We start from the raw sequence: 17,776 nt of genomic DNA on the forward strand, positions 1-17,776 counted from the left end.
GCTGGATGCACCGAAAGATGCACGTCCAGATTGAAATGGGAGGTGCGAGGGATAATACCCTCCATCGACCCAACCAACGTAAACTGATTTTAGGATTTGCAACACTCTATTGCAATTCATCAAAATCCCTATTAGGGATTGAAACTAGTGGTATACGCCAGGACATAGATTCCACAAATATTGCAATTCATCAAAATCCCTATTAGGGATTGAAACCATACTAATTAAAGGTTGTAGTACACTGAAGTTGACTTACACTATTAGCCAAGAAATAAAATTATTGGCTGAATGTTGGTAGGTGCAAGATATAACTAAAGCCTATCCTTCACTTTATTGCCTGTATCACTTGCAAACTACCACCAGCATATAAAGTTGGCTCATTCACTTTAAACCCAATCTCAGCCAATAATCCAACCAAATCAGTTTTCAACAATTCCCAAGCTGTCTCGGTTTCAAACAACAGCAAAAACAGTGATACCCCAGGCCAAAATATCGGATTCGTAGGAGCATGAAAATCCACCAGCGTAAACACCCCTCCTGGCTTCAGCACCCGATAAACTTCATTAATAATTTTTCGTAATTGCTGAGGCTGCATCTCGTGTAATGCAACGCTGGTATGCACCACATCAAATAGATTATCTGCAAATGGCATTTCCTCAGCAAAAGCTTCGACATAGGAAGCTAATGGTACATTTTGCCGTGCCCTTAGCAAAGACTTAGGTGAGGCATCCAATCCTGTTACATTTTGTGAAATTTTTACCAAAAGTTGGGTCGTTTGACCACTGCCGCAACATAAATCTAAGACCTGAGTATCTGAGTGAATTGTTAAGCCTTGCAAAGCAAGTTGCCGAAAACGGGCTTCACCACCTACACTTAAGGCTGCTAAACGGGAAATACCATCATATAACCACTGATAGCGGTAACTCCAATCCCTTAAAATTGTTGCCATTATATATTTCCTTGCTATTAAGCTTTATTATTTAATAAAGATATATTGTTAACATTAGTAAAAAACCTGAAAAGATTGGGGGAAAGTAACTGCTATGGGTCGTGTAGGCGTCTTATTACTCAATCTCGGTGGCCCCGATAAGCTAGAGGATGTCGGGCCGTTTTTGTACAACCTATTTTCCGATCCGGAAATTATTCGCCTACCATTTCGCTGGTTGCAAAAGCCCCTAGCCTGGTTTATTGCCACGCGGCGAACCAGAACATCTCAAGAGAATTATAAGCAAATCGGTGGCGGTTCCCCACTGCGGCGGATCACAGAAGCGCAAGGGGAAGCTTTAAAAGAACAGTTGGGTTGTTTAGGGCAAGAAGCCGATATATACGTGGGAATGCGTTATTGGCATCCCTATACAGAAGAGGCGATCGCACAGATCACCCAAGATAACATAGAACACCTGGTGATATTACCACTATATCCCCAGTTTTCTATCAGTACCAGTGGTTCCAGCTTCCGGCTGTTAGAAAAGCTTTGGCAAGAAGATCCAAAGCTTCAACCCATTGATTACACCGTCATTCCTTCTTGGTACAAAGAACCGGGCTACCTCCAAGCAATGGCGGCACTCATAGCCCAAGAACTTGAGCAGTTTCCTAACCCAGACGAAGTTCATGTATTCTTCAGTGCTCACGGCGTTCCTAAAAGCTACGTTGAAGAGGCTGGCGACCCTTACCAGCAAGAAATTGAAGAATGTACTGCCTTGATTATGCAGACCCTCAATCGACCTAATGCCCACACTTTAGCTTACCAAAGTCGCGTTGGCCCAGTAGAATGGCTTCAACCTTATACTGAAGATGCCCTCAAAGAACTAGGGGCACAAGGTGTGAAAGATTTGGTTGTCGTGCCTATCAGTTTTGTCTCAGAACATATTGAGACACTGCAAGAAATTGATATTGAGTATCGGGAAGTAGCAGAAGAAGCAGGAATTCATAACTTCCGTCGCGTTCCTGCTCCCAATACCCATCCGGTATTTATTAATGCACTTGCAGACTTGGTGATTGATGCACTGAAAAACCCCAGTTTCAAGCTTTCGCAAGCTGCCCAAATGAAAAAAAGGGTGAAAATGTACCCCCAAGAGCGTTGGGAATGGGGGCTGACAACTAGTGCTGAAGTATGGAATGGTCGGATTGCCATGCTGGGTTTCATCGCCTTAATCATCGAGTTGATTACCGGTCACGGCTTTTTGCATATGATTGGGCTTTTGCAGTAAATGAAAGGTGTTAGGAGTTATACCATTTCATACAAACTTTGATACATATAGATTTCTAGTAGGGGTACAGCAATGCTCATGGGTGTCAACTTAAGCCCAAACCCCTTTAAAACCTCGTTTCCAGCCAGAGGCTGGAAATGCTGCTCCTGGCGGCAGCCCCAACGACGGGCATTCCCAATCTGACACTGGGAACGACACAAACGAGACAATCTCTAAAAGCTTGTTTTAGACTAGCTTTTCCCCTTAAGTTGACACCAATGAGCAATGTTTCCTACTAACACCGTATTTGTATCATTATTAAAACGAAACGATATTAGGAGTTTGAAGTTTTAAATTTTTCTCGCTAACTCTTAACTCCTATCTTCATTCATAACTTCTCACTTTTAACTCCTAATTTTTCTGCCAATACCAGTCATACCACTGCTTTGCGCTACGAACTGCAAACCAGAGCAGTATTAAAGCAATTAAACCTCCTTGCCAGGGAGCATCAAAGGCAAAAAGTACTAAAGCAATGCATAAGGTATCTTGAAGAAAGACTGCCCATAAGGGTAAGCCACGTAACCGATAAAACCAACCAACTTGAACTAGCTGGAGTACCAAAGCTAATAAACCCCCAATACATGCAATCAGCCAGTGTGGTGCTGCTGTTGCGGTAGCTACTGCTAACCCCATAATTGCCCCCACGAGTGGAGACATGAATAACTGAACCATTTGTAGCAATCTTTGCCCCCAAAGCTTTTTTGAGGCAAATAATTCAACTAAAGACCAACAGCTGAGGCAGCCTAATAAGATTGGTGAAGAAATGTGAGATAAAATTGGGACTTGTGACCACAAGTTATTACCCTGCAACAATCCAATAATTAGCAGAGGTGTACCTATTCTCATTCCTGCTGCCGCAGAGGCAGAAAGTGTGGCTAGGATTTCAATCATTAAGGCACTCGAAGCACTAATAAAGAAGTAAATATCTGTTATTTATACTACCCAGGGCTGGCAAAAATTCCAGCACTAAACTGACTGTCTTCAGCAATGCAATACTAAATATTGTTGGTATTTTTATATTCTTTTTTAACGTGAGTTCAAGGAGTTATATAGTATCTATATTTTTTTAAGAATATTTGTGTATTTATTGAATAATAAGTTGGTAGTGAGCGTATAAACGCTCACTACAAGGAAATTAATCCTAAATTCCCAACCGTTGATAAACCTCTTCTAAATGCGTTAGATGCTGCTGGGGGTCGAAACAGACCTTTAGTTCTGCTGGGGACAACTTTTCGGTAACACGAGGATCTTTGCTAATTAAGTCCTGGAAATTACCTTCCGGCTTGTTCCAAGCGGCGTGAGCGCTTTCTTGAACGATCGCATAAGCTTCCTCTCGGCTGCTTCCCTTGTCTATCAAGGCAAGTAGGACTTTTTGGCTGAACACAACGCCGCCGTAGCAATTGAGATTTCGTTCCATGTTCTCAGGATAAACCAACAGGTTTTTCACCAAGTCGGTTATTTCTGACAACATAAAGTGCGTCAATGTGCAAGCATCTGGCAAAATCACCCGTTCTACAGAACTGTGGGAAATGTCTCTCTCATGCCAGAGAGCAACGTTTTCCAAAGCTGCACCAGCATGACTTCTGACGAGTCGCGCCATTCCCGTCAGCCGTTCCGAACGAATGGGATTGCGCTTGTGTGGCATGGCTGAGGAGCCTTTTTGACCTTTGGAGAAGAATTCTTCGACTTCCAGAACGTCTGTTTTTTGCAGATTGCGAATTTCTACAGCAAAACGTTCTATGGATGCTGCTACCAAAGCTAATTGCTGCACATAGTCGGCGTGGCGATCGCGGGAAATAACTTGTGTTGAGGCCGTATCGGGTTTGAGTCCAAGTTTTTGGCAAGCGATCGCTTCTACACGCGGTTCAACGTTAGCATAGGTTCCTACCGCACCAGAAATCTTACCCACAGCGATCGTTTCGCGAAGAATTCTCAGGCGTTCTTGATGTCGCAACACTTCTGCTAACCAGCCAGCTAGCTTGAAACCAAAAGTGATCGGTTCAGCATGAATACCATGCGATCGACCAGCCATCACTGTATGGCGATGTTCCCGTGCTTTTTCGCGGATTACCTCAATCAAGTCTTCCAAACGTTGCAACAATATATCCAGACTGGCAACCAATTGCAGCGCTAAAGCTGTATCCAAAACATCCGAACTAGTTAAACCCAGGTGAATGTAGCGTCCTGCATCACCAACATATTCATTGACATTTGTCAAGAAAGCGATGACATCGTGGCGGACTACAGCCTCAATTTCCAACACCCGCTTTGGGTCAAAATCTGCCTTGGCTTTAATTTCCTCAACCGCCTGAGATGGAATGTAACCCAGTTCAGCTTGAGCTTCGCAAACAGCAATTTCGACTTGCAGCCAAGTTTTTAGTTTATAGGCTTCACTCCACAGATTAGCCATTTCGGGCAAAGTATAACGCTCAATCACAGTTCGGCACAGAATACAACCGTCATATTTTACAGTTTAATTAATGTCGATCGCTTTTTAGTCCTGCTTTTTGCTCAGGACGGAACTAGTTTTGGAGTCAAAGGTGATGATACTAATCCTGCCATCAGCCTCCATATATGCAAACTTCACATCTGCTAAAAATTCCACACCTTGCTGGCGTAACTTGCTCATCAACTCATCGTCTGTAATTAACTCTCGTTGTAAATGACGCTCAATCATCCGACCATTTTTTACCAGTAGCAGTGGCGGCTGATTCATAAAACGTTGGAACTGGGGTATTTTGTAACCTAACCAGTTCAGTAAATAGCTCCAAAAAATCACAGTTCCTACCAGAATAGCGCCTTCAGTAATAGATGTATAATTACTCGCCATAGCGTTTTGGGCAGCTTCAGCAAATAGCACAACTACGAGTAAATCAGTGATTCCTAGTGTTCCTAGTTGTCGGCTAGGAAGAAAACGTAGCACTGAGAACAGCGCTAAATAGACCAGCGAACCACGGATAATTAACTCAAAGATGCTGATGCTAGGAATAAAGATTGCCTGCCAATCGATAAAAAACCATTTTTCCATTAGCACTGATTTTCTTCCTTTCTCAATAGACTTCTGGAAAAAATCCAGTATCAGGTTATTTATCTGTGGTCTTATTTCATAAGACTAACTTTTATTAGAGGTTAAATATTTCAACATCTATACAGATTTACAAACCTAAATTTCTAACAATCAGGAATCAAAATCGTTGATTTTTTCTTCTCTGTTTTAAACGCTTGGGCTTCTTAAAAGACTGGAATAAGCGATTAATAAAGTTAGAAGAAGGCTTTTTCTTAGCGGACGATTGCCCCGTTGGAGCCTTGCCATTATATTCTGTATTATCAGATAAAGGTATGGCATGTTTAGATGGGGTGATACCGCTGCCGTACCTTCTGGCATAAACTTGGGTAAACTCTGCACCGAAGAAAAGAATCTGCGCGGCATAGTTAACCCAAGCTAAGATTACCACCAGTGAACCAGCTGCACCATAGGCTGAACCAAAACTACCATTACCTAAATATTGTCCTAGCAAAAATCTACCGATAGAGAACAAGAAGGAGGTGAGCATAGCTCCAATTAAAACATCACTCCAACCAATTTTGACATCTGGTAAGACTTTAAAAATGAGTCCAAATAGGAACGTAGTAATGGCAAAAGAGAGGACAAAATTGAGAATCTGCCAGAGGAAATCGACACCTGGCAGCAAGTTACTAAAGTATGTTACTAATGCTGTTAATGCCGTACTAATTACCAGAGAAACTAAAAGTAAAAAGCCAATACCTATCACCATTGCAAAGGACAAAACGCGTAGGCGAATAATGTTAGTTACGCCGCGTCCGGGTTTCGGTTTTACTTCCCAAATCGTGTTGAGGGAATCTTGCAACTCGGTAAATAAACCAGTAGCACCTAAAAGCAAAACTACAACACTAATAATGGAAGCGATCGCGCCTGTTTGTGGTTTGTTGGCATTCTGAATGGCTGTTTGGATAAATTCTGCGCCATCTGGGCCGACTAAACCTTGAATTTGTCCAACGATTTGCCCTCTTGCCGCCTCTTCTCCAAATACTGCTCCTGCGATCGCAATTACAATAATTAACAACGGTGCAATGGAAAAAATCGTGTAATAAGCTAGCGCCGCCGCTAACCGTGAGGCTTTATCCTCACTCCATTCTTTGAATGTCTCTTGTAACAACTTCCAAATTGCCTGCAAATTCATCCAATCAATCTCCTTTGGGGATGTCGCTTACTTCCTGATATATTGGATACTGATTTCATAAGTAGAGGCATCCCCCCAAGGGAGTTTGTGCAGCGTCCTTGGGGAGGAATTTAGAATTTTCTGATCAGATGGGAATGGATGTCTACGACAAGCTATTCGGCGTCGCGCCAATTGACGATAATAAAGATGCGTTGATGTTGATAATGTAGAAAAGCAACTGTTACCTAGAAGCAATGACACAAACGGCAGCAATTACAGAAGCGATTACCACTCTTCAGGATGCAGAAAATCGATTCGGTTTTGTCCGTGTTGAAGACGAAAAATTTTTCCCAGAGTGGTATGAAGGATTGTCTGAAATTACGGAAGCGGAAAAAGCCTCTGTGGATGTCGTGCGGCGTAGGTATCTCTATCACCGTGCTGTAGGTGATTTACTAGAAGGAACAGTCATATTGTTGTTGGTGTCACCAATACTTGCACTCTCTGGATTTTACGATCCTCCTTTCAGAATTAAGGCTGAATCATCCGTGGAACTAGTGCTGGATGATGGCGAGGAGATACTGCGCGGACAAATTGACGTTTTAGTGCTACAAGAGCAGTTGTGGGTGATGGTGTTAGAGTCGAAAAAAACCACGCTGTCAGTTTGGTCGGCTGTATCGCAAGCCCTAGCTTATATGATGGCTAACCCCAACCCCAGTAAACCTGTGTTTGGGATGGTGACGAATGGAGACGATATTTTATTTGTCAAAGTGACGCAAAAAATCACACCACAGTACAATTTGTCAAGGGTCTTTGCTCCGTTTGCATCTGCGAGAGAACTGTACACCGTTTTGCAAATTCTCAAGCGTATTGGTCAGTTGATTTCTCCTACCTCTTAGAGGCAGGGCGAATAGAATGAGTTTTTAACCCACGGAGGTAGGGAAAACCTTGTATAGACGAGGTGTTATAACCGACCTTTCACTGCATTCTATCGATTGTACGATACTGGATCGCTTCCGCCACATGATTGGTTTGTAGCTCTTCTTCTCCAGCTAAATCTGCAATAGTCCGTGCTACTTTGAGAATGCGATCGCTTGCTCTTGCCGATAAACCTAATTTTCTAATTGCTACTTCTAGTAAACTGCGGCTAGCATCATCTAGCTTGCACCATTTTTGAAGATGACGACTCTGCATGTGGGCATTGCAACGCAGATTTGCTTCTCCTTGGAAGCGGGTAATCGCGCGATCGCTTGCTTGTTGAACTCTTTCTCGTACTGATATTGATGTTTCTCCAGTCGGTTGTTGGGTAATCTCCTCTGGTTTCAAGCGATTCACCGCAACTTGTAAATCAATTCGATCCATCAACGGCCCAGAAAGTTTTGCCCAATATTGTTCGCGTTGACGGGGAGAACAAGTACATTGTTGGATGGTATCGCCATAGTAACCGCAAGGACAGGGATTGGTACTCGCCACCAAAGTAAACTGCGCGGGAAACATGACTGATAGTTTGGTGCGGGAAATCGTCACATAACCATCTTCCAAAGGCTGGCGCAGAAATTCTAAAACATCACGTTTAAACTCAGTTAATTCGTCCAGAAATAGCACACCTCTGTGAGATAATGAGATTTCGCCAGGACGAGGGAAGCTACCACCACCAACGAGAGAAGGCCCAGATGCTGAGTGGTGGGGACTGCGAAAAGGGCGATCGCGTACCAACGAACCGCGATTTTTCAATAAACCAGCTACTGAATGGATGCGAGTCACTTCTAAAGATTCGGCAAAACTCAGGGGCGGTAAAATTCCTGGTAAGCGCCGTGCTAACATCGTTTTCCCACTACCAGGCGGCCCAACAAAAATTAAATTGTGTCCACCAGCAGCAGCAATTTCTAAAGCCCGCCGCGCATGAGCTTGTCCTTTCACTTCATGTAAATCTGCGCCAGGGTAAGATAGTGTTGCTATTTCCGTTGTGCTATCCATTTGCACAGGTTTGTAACGTCCCGGATTATTTAAAAAATCCACCACATCAGACAGATGTTTGCAACCGTAAACAGCCAAGCCTTGAACCACTGCGGCTTCTTGGGCATTATCAGCAGGGAGAACTAAACCTGTAATTCCCATTTTTTGGGCTGCTGCTGCGATCGGCAAAACACCAGCCACCGGACGCAAACTGCCATCTAGAGAGACTTCGCCCAAAAATAGATAATCCCCCAACAAATCAGCGCTAACTTGCTCAGAAGCCGCCAAAATTCCCACACTAATAGGCAAATCGAAACAGGGGCCTTCTTTCCGTAAATCTGCCGGAGTTAAATTGATCACAATTTTTCGCATGGGAAAGGCGAAACCTGCATTCTTCAGCGTTGCTTTAACTCTTTCTCTTGATTCTTGAATCGCTGAATCTGGCAGTCCCAAGACAACAATTCCCGGTAATCCCCCTGAAACATCGACTTCCACGCCGACTTTGACGGCATCGATGCCCACAATTGATGCACTCCAGACTCTGGCAAGCATTTCTTATATAACAGTAAACCTTTCAAATCTCTAGCAGATGAGTTGCTAGATTGGCATTAGTAAAATTACAGAGACGATTTTTTCAGCAAAATAGGTAAGGGGAATGGGGAATGGGGAATGGGGAATTGGGAGTAGTGTAGTTAAATTACTTGAAAAGCGTTGTCATAAAATATCTTGGGAAAACTAGGCTAACTGGCTGCAACAACAGCACGGTCATTTACTAACTTCCCATCTTCCATGTAGACGATGCGATCGGCAATATCTAGAATGCGGTTGTCATGAGTCACTAAGAGAATGGTACAATCCTGTTCTTTAGCTAGTTTTTGCATCAGGTTAACCACATCTCGTCCCGATTTACTGTCAAGGGCGGCGGTGGGTTCATCCGCTAAGACAATTTTAGGACGACCAACCAACGCACGAGCGATCGCAACTCTTTGTTTTTGTCCCCCAGATAAATCATCAGGATAATAATTGAGGCGCTCTCCTAATCCTACCTCCTCTAACATTTGGGCTGACCGGGTTTTCATTTCTGGTTGCGAAATATTTTTGTGCAATTCCAAGCCCATTCTGACGTTTTGCAGCGCACTCAGGCTACCATGCAGATTGTGCGCCTGGAAAATATAACCATTACTGCGTCGCGCCTGGGTGAGTCGGGCTGCGTTAGCGCCACAAAGTTCTTGTTCCAAAACCTGCAAACTGCCAGATTGGGCAGAACGCAAGCCGCCTACTAAGGTGAGAAGTGTAGTTTTACCAGAACCAGAAGGCCCAGTCATAATAATAATTTCGCCGGCGTTAATATCCAGGTTGATATCAAAGAGAACTTGCTTGCGAAGTTGACCATGACCGAAGTAGTGGTCGAGATTTTTAACAGAGATGACAGGAGGCATAGCAATTTTAGATTTTAAATTTCAGATTTTGGATTGGGTAATTATCCCCATGCCCAATAACCATTTTTTAAAACATATCTGCGGGGTCAGCAGACTGTAATTTACGGGTGGCGATCGCACCAGAAATTACACACATAATCATAGTCAGTGTTAATACTGTCAAGGCTCGTCCTACGGTCATGTAAAGCGGTAAATTGGTAGCATTACGAGTTAAATGATAAAGTCCTAAAGGTGCGATCGCTCCTGGGATAAAGCCCAAAATTGCCAAAATTATCGCCTCTTCAAACACCACACCTAATAAGTAGAGATTGTTATAACCCATTGCTTTAAAAGTGGCGTATTCTTTCATGTGGGAATTTACATCTGTAGAAAGAACTTGATAGACGATAATCACGCCTACCATAAACCCCATTGCTACACCCAAGCTGAAGATAAATCCGATAGCAGTATTGGTTTTCCAGTAATTTATTTCAAATTCGATAAATTCTGCTTGGGTTAAAACTTTGACATCATCATCTAAATGAGATTCTAAAGCTGCTTTCATCTGTTTTGGGTCATAACCTGGTTGCAGCTGCACCAAACCGAGACTGACACCACTGGCTTCTTGTCTGGGAAATAATCTCAGAAAGTTCTGGTCGCTGGTGATCAAACTACCATCTGCTATAAAGGAAGCCCCGACTGAAAATAAGCCGCTAATGGTAATTGTCCGCCGTTCTATTTCGGTTGTGACAGTTTTACCTTGTTCAATTTTGGCGATCGCTTCGTTGTAATCTCCTCTAGAGGCGCGATCGAAGAGAACGGTATCTGGTAACTTAACAGCATCTATCTGGCGATTCACATCTGCTAAGTTAAACACTTGCTGATCGGGATTAAACCCCATAACTAATATTGTCGTCTTCTGTTGTGTTTGGGGATTTTTCCAATCAACAATGTTGATATACATTCCTTCTGCTGACTTTACACCTGGTATATCCATTGCTTGATACAGCCGCCGCCGCGTAAAGTTAGACATATTTGCTAAGTTACGTGCTTGAGGGCTGATGACAAACATATCAGCCTGCATACTGCGATGCAGGATTGTGTTACTTTCAAACAAAGCAGTTTGAAATCCTAGCTGCATGAACATCAGAACATCGGCAAAGGCAATGCCTGACAATGCCACCAAAAGACGACCCTTTTCATGACTCAGTTGCAACCATCCTAAAGGTGTTCGTCGCCGCAGTTGCTGTATAAATCCAATCACAGTTCAATTACCGCCTTGACTTGCAAATTAGTTAAGCTAGAAGCATTTTGGCTAGATAGTTTGTCCAGTTGCACATGGACTTCCACTACTCTGGCATCAATATTGCTAGAGGGATCAGTGTTGATCAGATTTTGCCGCTTTACTTGCATACCAATCCTATCCACTCTTCCCTCTAATTCATTGCGTAGGGAATCACTGCTTACCCGCACCTCCTGTCCCGGACGTACTTTCTTGATATCACTTTGATAGACTTCTACTACTGCATACATCTGGTCGGTTTGACCTAAAGCCACAATTCCTTCATCGCCAACAGTTTCTCCGGCTCGTGTATTAATCTCCAAAATCCGACCGGGTTTAGGAGCCAAAACGTATGCCTGCGCCAGTTCTGCCTTAATTTTCTCCACGGTAGCTTGAGCACTCTCTATCTCTGCTTGTGCATTTGCTATATCTGTTGGACGGACTTCAGCAGTTTGATTTAGGTTAGCTTTTGCTTCATTAATCTGCTGTTGCAAGCTGGCGAGGGTTTGATCCTGGTTAGCTTTTGCTTCGTTAAGTTGCTGTTGTAGGGTAGCCACAGTTCTTGTCTGAGTAGCTTGGCTTTCAATTAACGCTTGAGTAGATGTTTCTGCGCTTAAACGTCTGCTATCAACTTCCTGGCTAGAAATCGCTCCTGCTTTATATAAAGTCTCGTAGCGCTGCACCTCAGCTTGGGCATTACGTTTCTCGGCTGCGACGCGAGCCACTGTTGCTTGCAAGCTCCGTTGTTGTCCTTGCAGTTCTGCTTCTATACGATCAATTGTGGCTTGCTGAGTTTTAATGTTTCCTTGTAGTTCTACTTGCAGACGATTCACGTTAGCTTGGCGTGCTCCAAGTTCTCCCTGTTTGGCTCCAGCTTTTACCTGATTAAGGCGGGATTTGGAAACTTGAACTTGTTTTTGTGCTTCACCCAAACTAGCTTGTAGGCGATCGCGGTTGTCCATAATCGCAATTACCTGCCCAGCTTTGATGGGATCGCCTTCTTTCACTAATAATTGCTCTACCCGATTTCCTTCACCAGAAGAAGGCGCTGACAGTTTTATTACCTCTCCCTCTGGTTCCAACCGCCCTAATGCTGTTACTGTTTTTACCACAGGCTGAACTGCTACTGGTGTTTTTTCTTTCTCATTAGCTGTAGCCTGAAGCCTCATCACAGCATAAACGCTGATTCCGCCTATTGCTAGAGATGTAATTATTGCAAGTAGAACAGGCGATCGCACAAGATTCTGAGAAGACCTTAGACCCTCTGAATTCCTGTTTTGCTCCATACTATTTTCCCCTTACCACCAGTAGCAACTTGTACTAAACTGTACAGTTCAATTTATGCTAAACTAAACGGACTAGTTTAGTCAAGATGATACAACTAAACTTGTCAATCAATTTGCTCTGAATTATGCAGCAAATTGCTATTCCCTATTGGGATTATTCTCTACTACAAAAAAGTAGAAGGGAGGAAAGCTGATAATAGAGACTTTTGGGCTTTATCGCAGGGTATATTTATTTTCGCCATTTTGTACTGGGGCGTTTTGCAGCATCTATTAATATTGTTTATAAGAAAGGATGATTAATAAATGGTACGCATCAAAGCTGACGAAGTTGATCGAGATAATTCCGTTGATAAAGTGGAGCAAATTCTGCAAGGGGCAATGCAAGAGTTCCTGCAAAATGGCTATGCTGGTACAAGCATGGATCGGGTAGCGGTAGCAGCAGGTGTTTCTAAAGCGACAGTCTACAGCCACTTTCAAGATAAAGAAGGACTTTTTAAAGTACTGTTAGAGCAACTGACAAGCAAAAAGAACAGCTCCATTTTTGGCACAGAACCTATTGAAGGAGAACCAGCCGTCATACTGCGCCAGATAGCAACTAAAGCATTAGAGCACATGATTAACGACAAAGAACATAGTGCATTTATGCGAGTCCTAATCGGGGAATCTGGGCGTTTTCCTGAGTTAGCTCAAATTTGTGTTCGGGTGATGATTAAGCCAGTAGCGGAAACTCTCACTCACTACTTAGCGGCTCCGGAATTAAAGATACCTGACCCAGAGGCAACAGCGAGAATTCTTTTAGGAGCATTGGTGCATTTTCATATTACTCAAAATGTGATGCATGGACAAGACATTGTACCAATGGAAAGCGATCGCCTGATTGATGCTTTGACACACCTAATCACTAAATGCGCCGATTGATGCTTAACAATAGTAAGAAAAAAGCCTTAAGAAAAATATGGCTACTGAAAACCTTCTGCTCACCGCCCTTCCCCGCGAGGTGTACAAGCGGATAGAAAACAAGATGGAGCAGGTAGACCTTTCATCGGGCAAGATACTCAACCGACCCGGCGAAACCATCGAAGAAGTTTACTTCCCTCTCACCTGCCTAATCTCAGTCACCATCACGATGATGGACGGCAGCACGGTTGAAGCCGGAGTGGTCGGAAGCCGCGAGATGGTGGGGATCAACGCCTTCATGGGCGGTCGGGAGACGACCCAGACCCAGTACATCGTTCAAGTTCCTGGCAATGCGGTGAGAATGAAGGCACATCTGCTGCTTTACGAGTTTGACACCAATAAGCCGCTGCGGGATGTGATGCTTAAATACACACAGGCTTATATCGCGCAAATCTCACAGAATGTTGCCTGCAACCGCGTTCATACTCTAGAAAAACGCATGGCCCGTTGGTTGCTTGAGTCCATTGACCGTCTCTACACGGATGAACTGTTCCTATCGCATGAGTTCCTCTCCCACATGCTGGGCGTGCGCCGTTCTGGCATTACCGAAACCGTCCACCATCTGGAAAAGAAAGGTCTCATCCAATGCGGCCGAAAGAAAATTCAAACCATTGATCGGCAGGGACTAGAAGAGGCTTCCTGTGAGTGTTATGGGGTAATCAAAGAAGAATATAATCGCCTGCTAAAGTTTAAGCTAGAGAGATAACGGATAAAGTCCTTTTGACCCTTCTAGCGCTAATAGAGGCTGTTGCGACACGTGATGGATGTCGCGCACTATCCAGCGCAAGCCTGTTAACTTGCCTTTAACGTCGCGGATAGGAGCTACAGTCATAGCAGCCTCAAAAGGCTCACAGTCACGGGGCTGTATGCGTGATAACCACTCTTGCACATAGTCACACTCACACTCGTGCATCTGGTTTAGTTGGCAACGAAACGCTTGACGTTCTTCTACTGCAATGAAACAGACTAACGGTTTGTTTACCAAAAATCGCTGTTGAAGATTGAACAATGTGGCAGTGGCACAATTAGCTGACAGAATTTTTCCTTGTGTGTCACTCACCAAGTAAGCATTTGGTATGAACTCGAACAGGTCTTGGTAGCGCTTGTATTCCTCTCTAAGCCGTGCTTGTACATTTCCCAATTTTTCAGTTTGCTCGAACAACTTCTCTGTAGCTATCTCTAGTGTTTTTGAAGCAGCATCAATTTCTTTCAAGGCTGCTAGCAGCAAATCAGCTTCTGGCTGTACTCCGGTGTTCGCATCTTGGTACAAGTTAACCAAACGCCCTTGCACTGACTGTAACTGCTGGGCAAACATATCTACATTCATGATCAATTCAAGTGACATCCAAGTTTCAATCCCTGAATAGAAAGAGATTGTTAAGCAATTCCTAATGGGTTTTATCCCACCAACCATTTGTTACTGACTAAAATTCAGTAACGAGTAGTTAAGGGATATTGCCATCCATGAATTTGATCTCAAATTTCTTAGACGTTCGGGATTGCCTATATTTAAGTATTATTTAAAGACTAAAATACTTAGTTGCCCCCAGTCAGTACGATTTCGTACATTATTATGAAAATCTTGGTAATTTTGCTTTGTATCCCTTATTGCTAGTGGACTTAATATTAAACTATACTTTATCTGCCTTTACTTATTCACCAGATGGAAGAATAAATTTGGAAAAAAGAGTATTTTTTTAGACAACATTAAGCACGAGCTATTCTCTAGTTTATTTCCAAACTAGAGGCTTTTTAATAACTCAAAGGAATTAACGAGAATAACTGTAAAAGCTTGCTTCGCAATAATTGTTCCATCTAATAATACGAGTTTTTTCCCAACTCTATACAAAAGGTCTAAAAATTAAATGGATAATTTAAAACAATTAGACAAGTATGCCTTTCAAGTCTTAACAATGATCCGGGAGGGGTATGCTAGCCGCCAGATCGCCCAGCAGTTTCATCTAAGTTATAAGACAGTAAAGGATATTGTGGAACGGTTTTCTAACTGGCGATAAAATAAAGAGAATTTTCAATCCCCCAGTACCTGTGGTAAAACTTTCTTGCTTTCAACTTAAAAGCTATTAGTCTATCGTGCGGTATAGGACATAAAATCAAAAACCGCACTTATAAGTGTCAGTGCGGCTTTGAGTTCCACAGAAATGGGGTTGGCTCTATTAATATTTGTGAACTACCTACACTTCCCTGACGGGTAAGTGTAACTCTGTGCAAGCGCAACTGGATGCACAGCGAAAAAATCCCCTTGCTGTCTTCAATGGGGAGAATGTCAATTTTTTTCCATAGAAGCTACAGCGTTGCCTCCGGCTTTTTTGGTTCTTTACAAGTTGTTACAAATATATGCTCTAGCGATCGCAAGATAACTAGGCAGGAATTACTTGAACAACTAGTGCGCGTTTATCCAATGACTGGATTTTACCTACTTGACTGAGATCATTTGCAATTCGGTCTAGCAGTTCTCCTGCTTTGTCACGATATTGATGTTCTCGGCCTCGTAAACGTATAGCAAACTTGACTGAATCGCCTTTACTCAACCACTCACCTGCTTGTTGGATGCGTAAATTGTAATCAGCCACGCCCACGTTTAGACCAAATCGCACTTCCTTTACCGTGGGTCTAGCACTCTGGCTCTGACGTTTTTTCTTTTGATACTGAAGCTTGCCATAGTTGAGAATCTTGGCGATTGGAGCGTCTTTGCCTTGAGAGACTACAACTAAGTCAAGCTCTAAGCTTTCGGCTAGCTGTAGCGCCTCATTGGTGTCGATCAGACCACGATTGTTATTCTCATGGTCAATTAAGAAGACGCTAGGTGACTTGATTTGGGAATTAATCAGTTGCTTTTGGATTGCGATAACGAATTTCTCCTAATTGTTCAACATTTTACTTTCCAAGTAATGCTAATTTAACACAACACTGAATCAGAGCAACTTTAACAACACAATGGACAGCAATCTGTTAGAATGCAGAACTGCGGCATTCGCTCTCAGTCTTAGCGCTACTGCCCATCCAGCTTTTCAATAATTTGTATCCGTCCGCCTCAGACTGACGCCGCCATTGGCGACAGGCCGATGTTATCTTTGGAGTCTTATGTCTTTTTCTACTCTCGGCTTGTCCAATGAAATTATCCGTGCGGTTACAGAGCGAGGGTACACCGAACCCACGCCGATTCAGATGCAGGCGATTCCTGCCGTCTTGTCGGGTAGCGATTTGCTAGCTGGGGCGCAAACTGGTACTGGAAAGACCGCTAGTTTTACTCTGCCGCTTCTGCATCGGTTGTCGTCTAACAAGAGCAAAGGTACGCCTAATGGATACCCACCAATCCGGGCGTTGATTCTCACCCCGACTCGTGAACTCGCTGCACAAGTGGAAGAAAGCGTGCGTGAGTACGGTAAGTACTTAAATCTAAACTCGATGGTGATGTTTGGTGGAGTCGGTATTAATCTGCAAAAACAGCGTTTGCGGAATCGAGTGGATATTTTGGTCGCGACTCCAGGGCGACTGCTAGACCATGTACAGCAGGGTACGCTGAACCTGTCGTATATTGAGGTTTTGGTGCTAGATGAAGCAGATCGGATGCTGGACATGGGCTTTATTCATGATATCCGCCGCATCCTCTCACTCCTGCCCAAAAAGCGACAAAATTTGCTATTCTTCGCTACTTTTTCGGACAAAATTAAGGCACTTGCCGCCGGGTTGCTTAATAACCCGACGATGATTGAGGTGGCACGCCGCAACGTTACCGCCGAGACGATCGCACAAAAAATTTACCACGTAGACCGTGACAAGAAACGCCAATTACTTGCTCACCTGATTCGCCGAGATAATTGGTATCAAGTGCTAGTTTTCACTCGCACTAAGTATGGTGCTGATCGTTTGGTTAAGCAGTTGGGCGAAGACCGCATTCAAGCACTGGCAATCCACGGTAATAAGAGCCAGCCGGTGCGTACTAATGCTCTGGCAAAGTTCAAGAATGGCAGCTTACAAGTACTGGTGGCGACAGACATTGCTGCTAGGGGTCTTGACATCAGCGAACTGCCCCATGTAGTCAACTTCGATCTGCCCAATGTACCAGAGGATTATGTTCATCGCATTGGGCGAACTGGTCGTGCTGGCGCGTCAGGTGAAGCCGTATCGCTGGTGTCCGTCGATGAATACCCTCTATTGAAAGATATTGAAAAACTGATCGAGCAGCGCTTGCCAAGGGAAGTGGTGGCTGGTTTTGCGCTCAACCCCGATATCAACCCTGAACCAACCCCAAATGGACGGCAACACAGAGCCAAACCCGAACGTGATAAACGTCCGGCTCGTACTTCTAAACCGTCACCACCGACATCAGCTAAACGTAAGGCAGCGCCACCTGCTACGAATGGAGATAAGCCTAGTGCTCGTTCGTCTGCATCGCGCCGTTCTGCTAAACGCGATCGCTAATCTTCGT

19 protein-coding genes are annotated in these 17,776 nt (G+C 43.8%); 8 read left to right on the forward strand and 11 right to left on the reverse strand.

Annotated elements, in window-relative coordinates; translation table 11 throughout:
* Nucleotides 1-206, forward strand: a 206-nt coding sequence (locus ACEYW6_RS22220; protein ID WP_412981461.1) for a hypothetical protein, incomplete at its 5' end; no start/stop codon positions are given.
* Nucleotides 207-325: 119 nt separating this feature from the next.
* Here ACEYW6_RS22220 and ACEYW6_RS22225 read toward each other — a convergent pair.
* Nucleotides 326-949: a class I SAM-dependent methyltransferase gene (locus tag ACEYW6_RS22225; protein ID WP_412981462.1), complete on the reverse strand. Its 624-nt coding sequence runs from the start codon at nucleotides 947-949 to the stop codon at nucleotides 326-328.
* Between the two features lie 94 nt (nucleotides 950-1,043).
* On the opposite strand from ACEYW6_RS22225, the gene hemH reads away from it, so the two are divergent.
* A complete protein-coding gene (gene hemH, locus ACEYW6_RS22230) occupies nucleotides 1,044-2,210 on the forward strand; it encodes a ferrochelatase (protein ID WP_412981463.1) in 1,167 nt (388 codons plus the stop codon).
* Nucleotides 2,211-2,600: 390 nt separating this feature from the next.
* Here hemH and ACEYW6_RS22235 read toward each other — a convergent pair whose 3' ends face one another.
* The 4 genes from ACEYW6_RS22235 to ACEYW6_RS22250 all read right to left on the reverse strand — a co-directional run bounded on the left by ACEYW6_RS22235 (nucleotide 2,601) and on the right by ACEYW6_RS22250 (nucleotide 6,451).
* A complete protein-coding gene (locus tag ACEYW6_RS22235; protein ID WP_412981464.1) occupies nucleotides 2,601-3,140 on the reverse strand; it encodes a DUF4126 domain-containing protein in 540 nt (179 codons plus the stop codon).
* Nucleotides 3,141-3,390: 250 nt separating this feature from the next.
* Nucleotides 3,391-4,686 (reverse strand): adenylosuccinate lyase, encoded by a 1,296-nt coding sequence (gene purB, locus ACEYW6_RS22240; RefSeq protein ID WP_412981465.1) that lies wholly within the window; start codon nucleotides 4,684-4,686, stop codon nucleotides 3,391-3,393.
* Between the two features lie 57 nt (nucleotides 4,687-4,743).
* Entirely contained in the window at nucleotides 4,744-5,277 is a 534-nt protein-coding gene (locus ACEYW6_RS22245) for a DUF421 domain-containing protein (protein ID WP_412981466.1), read from the reverse strand.
* 157 nt (nucleotides 5,278-5,434) lie between these two features.
* A complete protein-coding gene (locus ACEYW6_RS22250) occupies nucleotides 5,435-6,451 on the reverse strand; it encodes a YihY/virulence factor BrkB family protein (RefSeq protein ID WP_412981467.1) in 1,017 nt (338 codons plus the stop codon).
* 233 nt (nucleotides 6,452-6,684) lie between these two features.
* Here ACEYW6_RS22250 and ACEYW6_RS22255 point away from each other — a divergent pair, with 233 nt between their 5' ends.
* Nucleotides 6,685-7,326, forward strand: a complete 642-nt coding sequence (locus ACEYW6_RS22255; RefSeq protein ID WP_412981468.1) for a type I restriction endonuclease subunit R — start codon at nucleotides 6,685-6,687, stop codon at nucleotides 7,324-7,326.
* Nucleotides 7,327-7,405: 79 nt separating this feature from the next.
* Here the strand turns inward: ACEYW6_RS22255 and ACEYW6_RS22260 are convergent, their stop codons facing one another.
* The 4 genes from ACEYW6_RS22260 to ACEYW6_RS22275 all read right to left on the reverse strand — a co-directional run bounded on the left by ACEYW6_RS22260 (nucleotide 7,406) and on the right by ACEYW6_RS22275 (nucleotide 12,369).
* A complete protein-coding gene (locus tag ACEYW6_RS22260; protein WP_412981469.1) occupies nucleotides 7,406-8,935 on the reverse strand; it encodes a YifB family Mg chelatase-like AAA ATPase in 1,530 nt (509 codons plus the stop codon).
* 188 nt (nucleotides 8,936-9,123) lie between these two features.
* Complete coding sequence (locus tag ACEYW6_RS22265; RefSeq protein WP_190890503.1) at nucleotides 9,124-9,822, reverse strand: DevA family ABC transporter ATP-binding protein; 699 nt, start codon at nucleotides 9,820-9,822, stop codon at nucleotides 9,124-9,126.
* Between the two features lie 67 nt (nucleotides 9,823-9,889).
* Nucleotides 9,890-11,065 (reverse strand): ABC transporter permease DevC, encoded by a 1,176-nt coding sequence (devC, locus tag ACEYW6_RS22270; RefSeq protein ID WP_412981470.1) that lies wholly within the window; start codon nucleotides 11,063-11,065, stop codon nucleotides 9,890-9,892.
* Nucleotides 11,062-12,369, reverse strand: coding sequence for an ABC exporter membrane fusion protein (locus ACEYW6_RS22275; protein ID WP_412981471.1), 1,308 nt, complete (start codon nucleotides 12,367-12,369; stop codon nucleotides 11,062-11,064). Before ACEYW6_RS22275 ends, devC begins: the two co-directional genes overlap by 4 nt.
* 303 nt (nucleotides 12,370-12,672) lie before the next feature.
* On the opposite strand from ACEYW6_RS22275, the gene ACEYW6_RS22280 reads away from it, so the two are divergent.
* Nucleotides 12,673-13,287, forward strand: coding sequence for a TetR/AcrR family transcriptional regulator (locus ACEYW6_RS22280; RefSeq protein WP_412981472.1), 615 nt, complete (start codon nucleotides 12,673-12,675; stop codon nucleotides 13,285-13,287).
* 37 nt (nucleotides 13,288-13,324) lie between these two features.
* Nucleotides 13,325-14,032, forward strand: coding sequence for a Crp/Fnr family transcriptional regulator (locus ACEYW6_RS22285; RefSeq protein ID WP_412981473.1), 708 nt, complete (start codon nucleotides 13,325-13,327; stop codon nucleotides 14,030-14,032).
* Here ACEYW6_RS22285 and ACEYW6_RS22290 read toward each other — a convergent pair.
* Nucleotides 14,021-14,671: a PAS domain-containing protein gene (locus ACEYW6_RS22290; protein WP_412981474.1), complete on the reverse strand. Its 651-nt coding sequence runs from the start codon at nucleotides 14,669-14,671 to the stop codon at nucleotides 14,021-14,023. The two genes, ACEYW6_RS22285 and ACEYW6_RS22290, sit on opposite strands and share 12 nt — an antisense overlap.
* Nucleotides 14,672-15,191: 520 nt before the next feature.
* On the opposite strand from ACEYW6_RS22290, the gene ACEYW6_RS22295 reads away from it, so the two are divergent.
* A complete protein-coding gene (locus ACEYW6_RS22295) occupies nucleotides 15,192-15,341 on the forward strand; it encodes a LuxR C-terminal-related transcriptional regulator (protein ID WP_412981475.1) in 150 nt (49 codons plus the stop codon).
* Between the two features lie 83 nt (nucleotides 15,342-15,424).
* Nucleotides 15,425-15,532 (forward strand): zinc ribbon domain-containing protein, encoded by a 108-nt coding sequence (locus tag ACEYW6_RS22300; protein WP_412981515.1) that lies wholly within the window; start codon nucleotides 15,425-15,427, stop codon nucleotides 15,530-15,532.
* A 172-nt stretch (nucleotides 15,533-15,704) separates the two neighbouring features.
* Here the strand turns inward: ACEYW6_RS22300 and infC are convergent, their stop codons facing one another.
* Nucleotides 15,705-16,193, reverse strand: a complete 489-nt coding sequence (gene infC / locus ACEYW6_RS22305) for a translation initiation factor IF-3 (protein ID WP_190890766.1) — start codon at nucleotides 16,191-16,193, stop codon at nucleotides 15,705-15,707.
* A 235-nt stretch (nucleotides 16,194-16,428) separates the two neighbouring features.
* On the opposite strand from infC, the gene ACEYW6_RS22310 reads away from it, so the two are divergent.
* Nucleotides 16,429-17,769 (forward strand): DEAD/DEAH box helicase, encoded by a 1,341-nt coding sequence (locus tag ACEYW6_RS22310; RefSeq protein ID WP_196509819.1) that lies wholly within the window; start codon nucleotides 16,429-16,431, stop codon nucleotides 17,767-17,769.
* The last annotated feature ends 7 nt before the right edge of the window (nucleotides 17,770-17,776 follow it).

The sequence above is a fragment of the Nostoc sp. UIC 10607 genome, assembly GCF_047228265.1.
Classification (GTDB): domain Bacteria; phylum Cyanobacteriota; class Cyanobacteriia; order Cyanobacteriales; family Nostocaceae; genus Nostoc; species Nostoc foliaceum_A.